Consider the following 12,081-nt stretch of genomic DNA (forward strand, 5'->3'; position numbering starts at 1 on the left):
ACATGACCTCGTCGACGTTCACCACCGCGCGGCACGCCCAACTGTTCGACGAGCTCCTCGCACTGTTCCTCGCCGAGGGCTTCGCACACCTGACCCTCGACGCGATCGCCGCACGGCTGCGCTGCTCCAAGTCCACGCTGTACAACCTCGCGCCGAGCAAGGACGAACTGGTGCGCACCACGACCATCGGCTTCTTCCGGCGGGCGACGACCACCGTCGAGGACTCGGTGGCACGACACGACGACCCGCGCGAACGGATCACCGTCTACCTGTCGTCGGTCGGCGACGCCCTCACCGTGGCGTCCCCGCAGTGGCTGGCCGACGTGGCGGCCTTCGGCCCGGCGCGGGAGGCGTACGAACAGAACACCCGCATCGCCGCCCTACGCGTCAAGGAACTCATCGACGCGGGTGTCGCGGCGGGCGCGTTCCGCGACGTCCACGCCGCGTTCGCCGCCGATCTGGCGGCGACGACGATGGTCCGCATCCAACAGGGCGAGGTGCGCGCCGCCACCGGGCTCGACGACGCCGCCGCCTACCGCGAACTGGCAGCGATCGTGACCGCGGGCGTCAGCGCGTAGGGCGTGCCCAGGGCCGTAAGTCCCACCGGCGACAGGCGCGGCGTCCGACGTCGGCGATACGCTGTCAGGGCAGTACTTCCCATCGAAAGGCACCAGCCCCGTGCAGATCACCAGCATCGGCCACGCCGGATTCCACATCCAGACCGCCGCGGGTTCCATCGTCTGCGACCCGTGGGTCAATCCCGCGTACTTCGCGTCCTGGATCCCGTTCCCGGACAACACCGAGCTGGACTGGAAGGCGATCGGCGACTGCGACTACCTGTACGTCTCGCACCTGCACCGCGATCACTTCGACGAGAAGAACCTGATCGACAACGTCAACAAGGACGCGACGGTCCTGTTGCCCGACTACCCCGTTCCCGACCTGCGACGCGAACTGGAGCGTCTCGGCTTCACGAAGTTCGTGGAGACCGACGACTCGCGCAAGCACCACGTGTCGGGCCCCAAGGGCGACCTCGACGTGATGATCATCGCGCTGCGCGCACCGGCCGACGGTCCGATCGGCGACTCCGGTCTCATCGTCGACGACGGCGAGACGGTCTGCTTCAACATGAACGACGCGAGGCCGATCGACCTCGACGTCGTCAACGAGGCGTTCGGCCGCGTGGACGTCCACCTGCTGCAGTACTCGGGAGCCATCTGGTACCCGATGGTCTACGACATCCCGCGCAAGTCGAAGGCCAACTTCGCAATGCAGAAGCGACAGCGCGGCATGGACCGTGCGCGGTCGTACATCGAGCAGGTCGGAGCCACCTGGGTGGTCCCCTCCGCGGGCCCGCCGATGTTCCTCGACGACGACCTGTACGTCCTGAACGACTTCAACACCGGCAGCGACGCCGACAAGGCGAGCATCTTCCCCGACCAGGCCGACTTCCTGGAGCAGATGCGGATCCACGGCACCGACGACGGCGTGAAGCATCGCGGCCTGATGATGGTGTCGGGCTCGAAGGCCGACTTCCGCGGCGACGAACTCCTCGAGATCTCGCATCCGTACCCGCCGGAGCAGGTGTTCGGCGAGGGCAAGAAGGCGTATCTGGAGAAGATGAAGGAGAAGTTCGCTCCGGTCATCGCCGCCGAGAAGGCCACGTGGGCCGCCGCCGACGGCGATCCGCTCCTCCCCCAGTTGAAGGCCACGTTCGAGCCGATCATGGCGGCCTCCGACCTGATCTCCGACGGCATCGGCTACCCGGTCGGCCTCGTGGTGGGCGACGAGACGTTCGTCCTCGACTTCCCCAAGCGGGTGGTGCGCATGAAGGAGGACGGCGACGGCAAGTACCGCTACGGCTTCCGGATCGCTCCGGAGCTCGTGCGCACGGTCCTGCGCGACGACGAACCGGACTGGGTCAACACGATCTTCCTGTCGACGCGGTTCACCACGTGGCGCATCGGCGGCTACAACGAGTACCTGTACACGTTCTTCAAGTGCCTCACCGACGAACGCATCGCGTACGCCGACGGCTGGTTCAACGAGGCGCACGACGATTCGGCGTCCATCGAACTCGACGGCTGGACCGTGCAGCGCCGGTGCCCGCACCTCAAGGCGGACCTGAGCAAGTTCGGCGTCGTCGACGGCGAGAAGCTGACGTGCAACCTGCACGGATGGCAGTGGGATCTGTCCAGCGGGCGCTGTCTCACGTCCAAGGGTCACGAACTCCGCTCCCAGCGCGCAGAGTCCTGATAGGAACGATTGCGTGACGTCCGACGCCTCCTCCACTCCCGTCCGCTCCTATCGCGGACGTTCGCTGGAAGATCGCCGGGCCGACAGGCGGGAACGTTTCCAAGCGGCGGGTCTGGAGTTGTTCGGAACCCTCGGATTCGCGCGGGTGACGATATCGGCGTTGTGCGCCGAGGCGGGCCTGTCCCGCAGGCAGTTCTACGAGGAGTACTCGGGCAGCGAGGAATTGCTCACCGAGATCTACTCGGGAATCCAGTCCGCCGCCCTGGGGAAGGTGTCGGAGGCGATCGCCGCGAGCGACCCGACCGACCTGCACTCGGTGGCACGGAACTCGATGCGCGCCTACCTCGACGCCGTCGCCGTCGATCCGCGGATCGTCAGGTGTGCGTTCATCGAGATCGGCGGCATCTCCGAGGCGATGGAACACCACCGCGTCACCAGCCGTGACGAGTGGGCCCAGTACATGGGAGCGATGATCGCGGCGCTCCCGTCGACGACGTCCAAGCCGATCGACTACAGCGCCACCGCGTTCATCGGGTCGATGACGGCGGTGGTCCACCGGTGGGCGACCGCCGATCCGCGTCCCGACCGGGAGACGATCGTCGCCCTCCTGGCCGACCTCCTGGTTCGCATTGCCGTCGATTCGGACTGACAGCACAGTATGTGTGCCCATCAGGCACGATTACAACGCTCAATGTAACAACAGGCCTATGCGCGGCGGTTAACTGCATGATAAGTTCGTTCACGTGGTTGTGAGACTACGGAGTCTCACAACAAGCGCGCTGGTTCGGATTGACATCGACCGGCACACAAGTTCGATCCGGGTGGAATCGGGGCTCTTGGGAGGGAGCTGCTCGGATCGTCGGAGCGCGACGCGGGCGCGGGGCATGTCCCCAGCTTGACCCGCGTCGCGCTCCCCCCTCTCTTCCCCGACTATTCGGCGGCGTGCCAGGTCACAGACCGAGCCAACCGAGGCGGTCGGCCAACAGCGAGTACCCGGCGAATGCGATCACGTCGATGACGGTGTGCGCGACGATCAGCGGCCACAACCTGTTCGTCTTCTGATACCAGCGGCCGAACACCAGGCCCATGACGACGTTCCCCACCCCGCCGCCGATCCCCTGATACAGGTGATATCCGCCGCGCAGCAGAGCCGAGGAGACCAGCGTCCCCACCTCGCCGACGCCCACCTGCCGGAGCCGCGTCATGAAGTAGGCGACGACGACCACCTCTTCGGCGACCGCGTTGCCCGCCGCGATCACGCAGAGCAGCAGTATCCGCCACCACGGACTGCCCGCGGGCGCGGGTGCCAGCTGCCCGCTGACGCCGAGAGCCGAGGCCGCGGCGACGAGCGCGAGGCCTGGCACCCCGATGACCGCCGCGAGCCCCACGCCCGGCAGGACGTCCCGCTTGGACGGTCGACCGAGCCCGACGTCGGCGAGCCTGAGCCCGCCCCGCCACAGGAGATACGCGCCCAACCCGCCGATCGCGAACAGCCGGACCGCCCGCATCACCTGCCGGATCACGTCGATCGCCATCACCGACGACTCGGCCGGATTCAACGCGACAGTCGTCTGCGAGATCCCCGGCCCCAGTTGGGCCTCGACCAGCGACAGGACCGACGACAACGCCGAGAACCCGAACGTCAGGACCCCGACGATCGCCATCTCGACGACGATCGCCCGCCTGGCACCCGGCTCGTCTACTCGCACACGCTCACGGTAGACGCCGCACGTCTACGGTATGGCGAACCCCGTCAGAGGTGATCGAGTGCGAGGGAGTGCAGGGCCGACGACAGGTCGCAGACGCGGGTGACGGGCCGGGAGAACGGGAGTCGGACGTCGCGGTCGGTGTCGGCCGCCTCGACGCGGAGGGTGATCCCGAAGCGGTCGAGGCGGAGCGGCCGGACGCGCCCGATGCGTTGGGCAGGCGGGATCCGTCGTGACAGCTGGTGGACGAGGTCGGCGTGATCGGCCTCGAGGTGCCCGAGCCAGTCGCCCTCGAAGGCCCAGAACAGGTCGGGCTCCGCGCAGGCGAGGGTCTCCACGTCGACGGCGCTCGCACCCGCCGACGACGCGATGACGGCCGATTCGACGGCGAGGCGAACCATCGACCAGCCGTGGCCGATGTCGAGCAGCCGTTCGTTCGGGTGCTCACCCGCGATCTCGAGGGCGAGTTCACGTTGCAGCTCCGGCGGGACGTCGTGCAGTTCGCCGGACAGCCAGATCAGTCCGCGCACGGGTTCACGCAGTTGCAGGGGCGCGGTGTCGATCACTTCGAGCATGGCCGACGATCCGCCCGTCCCCTGCGCGACGACGAGCGCGGGTGCGGCGTCGGCGACGAGGAGGAACGCGTCCCCCTCGAACAGGTGGACCATCGCGACATCGTCGCAGACCGCGGAGCCGTCAACCGACAGGGTGCCGCCCGCCGCCCGCCTGCACGCGGTCGAGATCAACTCCGCGTCGCACGGCGTGACGACGGCGTGGGTGTGACTGTTCGACATCGGCGTCCTCGAATCGTTAGTAGGCAACCCTAAGTAATGTGACCCTAACTTAGTTTGAGCTGGCGTCGTCGTCAACGGATCAACTCATCGAGAGCCTGACCGGACGTGCTCGGTTACTGTGGACGACGTGCCAGTCTTCGCATACTTCGGCCCAGCGGGCACCTTCACCGAGATGGCGCTCGACGCGATTCTGCAGCGAGACGATCACCCCGAACCCGTCGAGAAACGGCCGCTGAGCAGCCCGATCGCCGTGATCGCCGCGGTCAGGGCCGGCGAGGCCGACTACGGCTGCGTACCGATCGAGAGTTCACTGGAAGGCGCCGTCCCGGCCACGATGGACGCGCTCGTCCCGCAGGCGGGCCAGCGCCGGGTGCAGGCCTACGCCGAGGTGTCGCTCGACATCGCGTTCACCATCGCCGCACGCGACCGGACGCCCGCGGCCGACGTCCGCACGATCGCCGCGTACCCCGTGGCCTCCGCGCAGGTACGACGCAGCGTCGCCGAGACGTTCCCGAACGCCGAGTTCGTGATCGCCACCTCCAACGCGGCCGCCGCCGCGGACGCCGCCGCCGGACGCGCCGACGCCGCCGTCACCACCGCGGCCGCGGCCCGCCTGCACGGCCTCACCGCCATCGCCGACCACATGGCCGACGCCGACGACGCCGTGACCCGGTTCCTGCTGCTCGGACCGCCCGGACCGCCCACCCCGGCCACCGGCACCGACCGGACCGCGGTGATCCTCGACCTGCCGAACGTGCCCGGCTCCCTGGTGTCCGCGATGAACGAGTTCGCGACGCGCGGCGTCGACCTGACCCGCATCGAGTCCCGGCCGCGCGGCTCCGGGGCACCGGGCCAGTACCGCTTCTACCTCGACGCGTGCGGTCACATCGACGACGCCGCCGTCGGCGAGGCACTGCGCGCACTGCACCGGACCTCCGAGCGCGTGGTGTATCTGGGCTCGTGGCCCATCGACCGCGGGATCCCCGACGTGCCGCCGGACCACACCGAATCGCACGACTGGTTCGACCGACTGATGGAAGGAACCGACTGACATGGCTCGCCTGCACCTCGTCCGTCACGGCGAGACCACGTCGAACGTGATGAAGATCCTCGACACGGCCCTGCCCGGCGCGTCGCTCACCGACTTCGGCGCCCGACAGGGCGTCCGATTCGGCCTCGACCACCCCGAAGGCTCGGGAGCGGTCCTCGCCCACTCGGTCGCGAACCGCGCCCGCCAGACGGCCGACATGATCGCCTCCGCGTGGGGATCGGACATGGTGACGGTCGACGGCGTCCACGAGATCCAGGTCGGCGACTACGAGGGACGGTCCGACCGCGAGGCGCACGAGGTCTTCCACGACGTCGTCACCCGCTGGCACCACGGAGAGCTCGACGCCAGCCTGCCAGGCGGCGAGTCCCTCGAGGCCCTGCACACGCGCTATCTCCCCACCGTCGACGACCTGACCAGCAAGTACATCGTCGGCGAGGGCCGCGACGTGTACCTCGTCTCACACGGCGCCGCGATCCGCCTGATCGCCGCCCACCTCTCCGGGATCGACCCCGAGTTCGCGATGGCGAACTACCTCTCGAACACCGGCTCGGTGGAACTCGACTACACCGACGGCGTCTGGACCGTGCACCGGTGGGGGACCGCGGACCTCCCCGGCCACGGAGCCGTCGTCGATCCGATGGGCTGAGGCGCCCCCGGTCGCAGGATCGTCAGCCCCAACCGTGGGCGTGGAGCCATTCGTCGTCGATCCCGAAGTGGTGGCCGACCTCGTGCAGGACGGTGACCGCGACCTCGTGTCGGACCTCGTCGACGGTGCGGCACATGGCGAGGATCGGCTCGCGGTAGATCTCGATCGTGTCGGGGAGGAAGCCCTGGTAGTCGAAGGTCCGCTCGGTGAGCGCGACACCGTGATAGAGCCCGAGGAGAGTCGGCTCGTCCGCATTGCGCGGGCGGACGAGGATCGCGACATTCGACATCGCGTCGGTGAACTCCGTCGGCAGTAGGTCGAGGGCGTCGCCGACCAGGTACTCGAAGTCCCGGTCCGACATGTGAACAGCCATGTCAGCCCGCGGGAGCCGGGATCTCGCGGTCGTCCGCGTTGTATCCGGGCGGCAGCGGCACCGGCGTGCCGACCGATCGTCCCGGCGGGCCCTTGGCCGGCGGGACCGGGACGCGGCCGTTGATCAGCAGTTCGTCCTGCCGGGCGTCGCCGACCAGATTGGCGAAGCCGCCGCGGTACGGCAGTCCGACGTAGCAGACCACGCGACGACTGCCGGTGAGCCAGCTGACCTCGGCCGTCGTCGACCACTGGACGTTGAGCGTGGTCGCGGCGAACCTGTCGGCACCGCCGAAGAAGCGGTTGGTCTGCGTCGGACAGATCTTGCGCAGGTAGTCGTTCTGCGACTGCACGTTGGGCCACGGCTTACCCGAGTTGCGGGCGCCGAACCGCTGCGACAGGTCGACGACGCCCGTCGTCTGGAACGCGTGCGCCTCCGAGCAGTTGACGACCGCCCTCGTCGGTTCGCGCGTCGCCTGATCGATGCCGACGCAGGTGCCCGGAGCCCACTCGATCGACTGGTCCACATCGGCGACGCGCCCGGAGAACTCCTCCTGAACACCCTTCGCCCCCGGCTGTTCGATGCCGCAACGAAGCACGCGGGCTCCGCGCTCCCACTGGCTGCGCAACGGGTACATCAGTCCGACGCCGAAGCGACCCGCCGGGTCGAGACCGCCCGCCAGATACCGATCGACGACGGCGGGGCAGTTCTCGTCACGGATCGACGAGAAACGCTCCTTGCCCGGCCACTGCGCATCGGCGGCGAACTCCGACGACGGGAAAGCCGCCGTGTCGAGTGTGCCCGCGACCTCGAACCGATGCGGTTCCGCGCAGTCGACGAGCGTCGCCTCGCTCGGCGGGTCGACCGTCCACTGCAGGCAGTCCCCGGGCTCGGACCTGCTGAGGTCGTCGGCGACCGTGCCGCTCTCCCCGATCTCCGTCGACCCGACGCCCCCGGCGCCCGAGAAGCCTCCGGTCGCGAACAGCACGGCGCCCGCGACGACGGCGCCGATCAGGACCGCCACCAGCACCGACCGCAGCGGGTGACGCGGGCCGCCGGTCGCGGGCTCCGCATCGGGCTCGTCGTCGTCGACGGGGTACGTGTCGAACTCGTCGGCGTCGTCCAACCACGGCGACCGCTCGTCGCCGTCCCCACCGTTGTCGCTGTCGGAAGTCATCGCATCCATCATGCCTGGTCGGCCTCGACGATGTCTTCCTAGTAGGGTCAACGTGTGATCGATCTGAAGATCCTGCGTGATAATCCCGACCTCGTCCGCGCGTCGCAGCGCACTCGCGGCGAAGACCCGGCGCTCGTCGACCGCCTCCTGCAGGCCGACGTCGACCGTCGTGCCGCCATCTCGGAGGCCGACGCCCTGCGATCGGAACAGAAGGCCCTCGGGAAGCAGGTCGGCAAGGCGTCCGGCGACGAGAAGACCGCCCTCCTGGCCCGAGGCAAGGAGCTGGCCGAACAGGTCAAGGCCGCCGTCGCCCGGCAGAGCGAAGCCGACGAGACCGCCGTCGCATGCCAGCGGGCCATCTCCAACATCGTCTCCGAGGCCACCCCGCCCGGCGGCGAGGACGACTACGTGGTGATCGAGCACGTCGGTGAGCCACGTCGGATCGACGACCCCAAGGATCACCTGGAGATCGGCGAACGCCTCGGACTCATCGACATGGCGCGCGGCGCCAAGGTGTCGGGTTCGCGCTTCTACTTCCTCACCGGTCTCGGAGCACAGCTGCAGCTCGGCCTGCTGAACATGGCCGCGGCGAAGGCGACCGCGAACGGGTTCACCCTGATGATCCCGCCGGTGCTCGTCCGACCGGAGGTGATGCAGGGAACCGGCTTCCTCGGCTCGCACGCCGACGAGGTGTACCGCCTCGAAGCCGACGACATGTACCTCGTCGGAACGTCCGAGGTGCCCCTCGCCGGATACCACTCCGACGAGATCCTCGACCTGTCCGAGGGGCCCAAGCGCTACGCGGGCTGGTCCACCTGCTTCCGCCGCGAGGCTGGCTCGTACGGCAAGGACACTCGCGGCATCATCCGCGTCCACCAGTTCGACAAGGTGGAGGGCTTCATCTACTGCAGGCCCGAAGACGCCGAGGCCGAGCACCAGCGTCTCCTCGCGTGGGAGAAGGACATGCTCGCCGCGATCGACGTCCCCTACCGCGTGATCGACGTCGCGGGCGGCGACCTCGGCAGCTCCGCGGCCCGGAAGTTCGACTGCGAGGCCTGGGTCCCGACGCAGAACACCTACCGCGAGCTCACGTCGACGTCGAACTGCACCACGTTCCAGGCGCGCCGCCTCCAGGTCCGCTACCGCGACGAGAACGGCAAGGCGCAGACCGCGGCCACCCTCAACGGCACCCTCGCGACCACCCGTTGGCTGGTCGCCATCCTGGAGAACCACCAGCAGCCCGACGGCTCGGTGAAGCTCCCGGAACAGCTCGCGCGCTTCGTCGGCGTCGACGTCATCGCACCGAAGTGACATCGTGACCGTCGGCGTGGTCGCGGCGATCGTCGCGGCTCTCGCCTTCGGTACGGCATCGGTGATGCAGGCGCACGCCGCGGCACGCGCAGGCGCCGACGCGTCGCCCATCGGCGCGATGCTCCATCCCGTCTTCATCGGCGGCATGGCGCTAGACGCCGTCGGTTTCGTCTGCACCGCGGTCGCCTCGCGGACGCTGCCGCTGTTCCTGTCGCAACCGATCATCAGCTCGAATCTGCTGGTCACCGCGGTTCTCGCGACCATCGTCCTCAAGGTGGCCCTGACCCGCCGCGACCGCGCGGGCATCGCCGTCGCGGTGATCGCGCTCATCGCGCTCGGCCTCACCTCGGGAGCCGAAGGGCACGACGACCCCGGTCGCATGCTGCACTGGGCACTGCTCGTCGGCGGCGCGGCCCTCCTCGGCGGCGGCCTGCTGGCGGCGCGGGCCCGCCGCGCCGCCCTCCCCGCGGCCCTCACGTCCGGCGTGTTGTTCGGGTTGATGACCGTCGCCATCCGGATCGTCGACGGCGTGGCCCCGTTCCGGCTCGGCGAACTCCTGTCCGATCCGGCCGCCTACGCCGTCGTCCTGTGCGGCGCGGGCGGGTTCTACCTGTTCACCGCCGCGCTCCAGACCGGAGCCGTCGCGGGAGCCGCCGCAGCCGTCGCGGTCGGCGAGACCGTCATCCCCGGTGTCGTCGGAGCCGTCCTCCTCGGCGACCAGACCCGTCCGGGATGGGGTGCGGTCACGGTCGTGTCGTTCATCGCGGCGATCGTCGGAGCCGTGGTCGTCGCCTTGTCCGACGGTGTCGCGGCGGTCGAATAGACGACACGACTCAGCATTTCGACAGGCGCCGGCGGTAGGGTGGCTGGGATTTCACGACGACCGGGATTGAGGAGACGCGACCGGAGGATGAACGACCGGCCCGAGCCACCGATGCAACGCAGGCCGCCCCGACATACGGGGCGCCCGACGCCCCGTACCAGCCGCCACGCGCCTGGTCGCAAGAGCCTGCGCGCCCCCATCGGTACACCCCGCAGCCCGGGGCCGAGCCGTTGCGGGGCCGCCCCGACTACGCTCCCCGCCAGGAGCCGGAACCGATCCCGCGCGACGACAGGCGTCGTCCCCCTCAGGGACCGCCGCCCCGACGTCCGTCGTCGAACCGACCCGACCACGCGCCCGCCGCACCGCCGCGGAAGGCGGGCAAGAGGAAGAAGCCTCGCCGCTGGCTGCGCATCGCCCTCGTCGTGCTGCTCGTCCTGCTGCTCCTGCCGGTCGGCCTGATGTTCTACTACGACTCCAAACTCCATCGCGTCGACGCGCTCGCCGACTACCCCGGCCGCATCGGCGACACGCCGGGCACCAACTGGCTCATCGTCGGCACCGACTCGCGGTCGGGACTCAGTCAGGCCGAGAAGGACAAACTCGCCACCGGCGACAGCGACGGCGCACGCACCGACACGATCATGCTCGCCCACTTCCCCACGTCGGGGAAGCCGATGCTGATCAGCGTGCCCCGCGACCTGTACGTCCCCATCCCCGGACAGGGCAGTCACAAGATCAACTCGGCGTTCAACTCCGGCGGGCCGAAGCTCCTGGTCCAGACCATCGAGGAGTTCAGCAAGGTCCACATCGACCACTACATCGAGATCGGCTTCGGCGGCTTCGACAGCCTGGTGGACGCCGTCGGCGGCGTGAACATGTGCCTCAACCGGCCGCTCCACGACCCGAAGGCCGGCCTGAAGCTGAAGGCAGGCTGCCAGGACCTCAACGGCGCGCAGGCCCTCGGCCTCGTCCGGACCCGAGCGTTCCCCAACGCCGACCTCGAACGCGTGATCAACCAGCGGAAGTTCTTCGCGGCACTGATGTCCAAGGCCACGAGCCCCGGCGTCCTGCTGAATCCGTTCCGGCTGATCCCGTTCGTCAACGGAGCCGTCGACGCCGTGACGGTCGCCGAGGGCGATCACCTGTGGGACCTCGCATGGCTGGCGTACAAGCTCACCGACCCGGTCACCACGACCGTCCCCACCGACGGCGATCAGATCACCGACGACGGCGACTCGCTGATCCCGGGCTCCACCACCTCGAAGTTCTTCGAGTACGTCAGCCGCGGTGTGGAGGTCCCGAAGGACCTCCTGAGCAGTTCCGACGGGTCGGCACTCGGCTAACCTGTACGGCATGACCGACAGCGCTCGCACCCAGTTCCAGGAACTGCTCCACGACCAGATCAGCAACGAGTTCTCCGCGTCACAGCAGTATGTGGCGCTCGCGGTCTGGTACGACGCCCACGACATGCCGCAGATGGCGCAGCACTTCTACGAGCAGTCCGTCGAGGAACGCAATCACGCGATGATGATCGTCCAGTACTTCCTGGACCGCGACATCGACGTCAAGGTGCCCGCCGCGAAGGCCCCCGTGACCGAGTTCACCGAGTACCGCGAGCCGATCGAGCTGGCCCTGTCCCAGGAGAAGGTCGTCACCGAGCAGATCGTCGCACTCGCCAGTTCGGCCCGTGAGAGCGGCGACTACCTGGGCGAACAGTTCATGCAGTGGTTCCTCAAGGAGCAGGTCGAGGAGGTCGCCAGCATGACGACGCTCCAGACCATCGCCGAGCGCGCCAACGGCAACCTGTTCGACCTGGAGAACTTCGTCCAGCGCGAACTCAACAGCAAGGGCGGCGAGGCCGACGCCTCCGCACCGCTCGCCGCCGGCGGCAACCTGTAGCTCGTCCAACCGTCACCGCTCCGAGTGAGCAGTGCTTCCACGAGCGCT

The 12,081-nt window shown here is 68.7% G+C and carries 13 protein-coding genes; 9 read left to right on the forward strand and 4 right to left on the reverse strand.

Annotated elements, in window-relative coordinates; genetic code table 11:
- Positions 1–2: 2 nt before the first annotated feature.
- The 3 genes from GYB83_RS04460 to GYB83_RS04470 all read left to right on the forward strand — a co-directional run bounded on the left by GYB83_RS04460 (position 3) and on the right by GYB83_RS04470 (position 2,905).
- Positions 3–578 carry a TetR/AcrR family transcriptional regulator gene (locus tag GYB83_RS04460; RefSeq protein ID WP_161894341.1) on the forward strand — a complete coding sequence of 192 codons (576 nt, stop codon included), beginning with the start codon at positions 3–5 and terminating at the stop codon, positions 576–578.
- Between the two features lie 100 nt (positions 579–678).
- Positions 679–2,256: an MBL fold metallo-hydrolase gene (locus tag GYB83_RS04465; RefSeq protein ID WP_161894342.1), complete on the forward strand. Its 1,578-nt coding sequence runs from the start codon at positions 679–681 to the stop codon at positions 2,254–2,256.
- A gap of 13 nt (positions 2,257–2,269) precedes the next feature.
- Complete coding sequence (locus GYB83_RS04470) at positions 2,270–2,905, forward strand: TetR/AcrR family transcriptional regulator (RefSeq protein WP_161894343.1); 636 nt, start codon at positions 2,270–2,272, stop codon at positions 2,903–2,905.
- A 301-nt stretch (positions 2,906–3,206) separates the two neighbouring features.
- Here the strand turns inward: GYB83_RS04470 and GYB83_RS04475 are convergent, their stop codons facing one another.
- Together GYB83_RS04475 and GYB83_RS04480 are read right to left on the reverse strand one after the other, a co-directional pair.
- Entirely contained in the window at positions 3,207–3,965 is a 759-nt protein-coding gene (locus GYB83_RS04475; RefSeq protein ID WP_228461162.1) for a CPBP family intramembrane glutamic endopeptidase, read from the reverse strand.
- A gap of 44 nt (positions 3,966–4,009) precedes the next feature.
- The gene (locus GYB83_RS04480) at positions 4,010–4,756 is read right to left on the reverse strand and encodes a DUF2470 domain-containing protein (RefSeq protein ID WP_161894344.1); all 747 of its coding nucleotides are present in this window, start codon (positions 4,754–4,756) and stop codon (positions 4,010–4,012) included.
- Positions 4,757–4,883: 127 nt separating this feature from the next.
- Between GYB83_RS04480 and pheA the strand changes: the two genes are divergently transcribed.
- Both pheA and GYB83_RS04490 read left to right on the forward strand, forming a co-directional pair.
- Entirely contained in the window at positions 4,884–5,807 is a 924-nt protein-coding gene (gene pheA, locus GYB83_RS04485) for a prephenate dehydratase (RefSeq protein ID WP_186349708.1), read from the forward strand.
- Between the two features lies 1 nt (position 5,808).
- The gene (locus GYB83_RS04490) at positions 5,809–6,453 is read left to right on the forward strand and encodes a histidine phosphatase family protein (protein WP_161894346.1); all 645 of its coding nucleotides are present in this window, start codon (positions 5,809–5,811) and stop codon (positions 6,451–6,453) included.
- A gap of 22 nt (positions 6,454–6,475) precedes the next feature.
- Here GYB83_RS04490 and GYB83_RS04495 read toward each other — a convergent pair whose 3' ends face one another.
- Together GYB83_RS04495 and GYB83_RS04500 are read right to left on the reverse strand one after the other, a co-directional pair.
- The gene (locus GYB83_RS04495) at positions 6,476–6,826 is read right to left on the reverse strand and encodes a metallopeptidase family protein (protein WP_161894347.1); all 351 of its coding nucleotides are present in this window, start codon (positions 6,824–6,826) and stop codon (positions 6,476–6,478) included.
- Position 6,827: 1 nt separating this feature from the next.
- A complete protein-coding gene (locus GYB83_RS04500; protein ID WP_161894348.1) occupies positions 6,828–8,000 on the reverse strand; it encodes a septum formation family protein in 1,173 nt (390 codons plus the stop codon).
- A 54-nt stretch (positions 8,001–8,054) separates the two neighbouring features.
- On the opposite strand from GYB83_RS04500, the gene serS reads away from it, so the two are divergent.
- From serS to GYB83_RS04520, 4 genes are all read left to right on the forward strand, one after another.
- Positions 8,055–9,311 (forward strand): serine--tRNA ligase, encoded by a 1,257-nt coding sequence (gene serS, locus GYB83_RS04505; RefSeq protein WP_161894349.1) that lies wholly within the window; start codon positions 8,055–8,057, stop codon positions 9,309–9,311.
- 4 nt (positions 9,312–9,315) lie between these two features.
- A complete protein-coding gene (locus GYB83_RS04510; protein WP_161894350.1) occupies positions 9,316–10,134 on the forward strand; it encodes a hypothetical protein in 819 nt (272 codons plus the stop codon).
- Positions 10,135–10,364: 230 nt separating this feature from the next.
- Complete coding sequence (locus GYB83_RS04515) at positions 10,365–11,477, forward strand: LCP family protein (protein WP_443093429.1); 1,113 nt, start codon at positions 10,365–10,367, stop codon at positions 11,475–11,477.
- A 10-nt stretch (positions 11,478–11,487) separates the two neighbouring features.
- Positions 11,488–12,033: a ferritin gene (locus tag GYB83_RS04520; RefSeq protein WP_161894351.1), complete on the forward strand. Its 546-nt coding sequence runs from the start codon at positions 11,488–11,490 to the stop codon at positions 12,031–12,033.
- Positions 12,034–12,081 lie beyond the last annotated feature (48 nt).

It is taken from the genome of Gordonia spumicola, from assembly GCF_009932475.1.
Taxonomy (GTDB): Bacteria; Actinomycetota; Actinomycetes; order Mycobacteriales; family Mycobacteriaceae; genus Gordonia; species Gordonia spumicola.

What these genes read in the sequence shown, in the direction of transcription:
- GYB83_RS04490 (WP_161894346.1), top strand. Translation starts at nt 5,809, where the DNA reads ATGGCTCGCCTGCACCTCGTCCGTCACGGCGAGACCACGTCGAACGTG.
- GYB83_RS04460 (WP_161894341.1), top strand. Translation starts at nt 3, where the DNA reads ATGACCTCGTCGACGTTCACCACCGCGCGGCACGCCCAACTGTTCGAC.
- GYB83_RS04520 (WP_161894351.1), top strand. Translation starts at nt 11,488, where the DNA reads ATGACCGACAGCGCTCGCACCCAGTTCCAGGAACTGCTCCACGACCAG.
- GYB83_RS04500 (WP_161894348.1), bottom strand. Translation starts at nt 8,000, where the DNA reads ATGACTTCCGACAGCGACAACGGTGGGGACGGCGACGAGCGGTCGCCG.
- GYB83_RS04495 (WP_161894347.1), bottom strand. Translation starts at nt 6,826, where the DNA reads ATGGCTGTTCACATGTCGGACCGGGACTTCGAGTACCTGGTCGGCGAC.
- GYB83_RS04480 (WP_161894344.1), bottom strand. Translation starts at nt 4,756, where the DNA reads ATGTCGAACAGTCACACCCACGCCGTCGTCACGCCGTGCGACGCGGAG.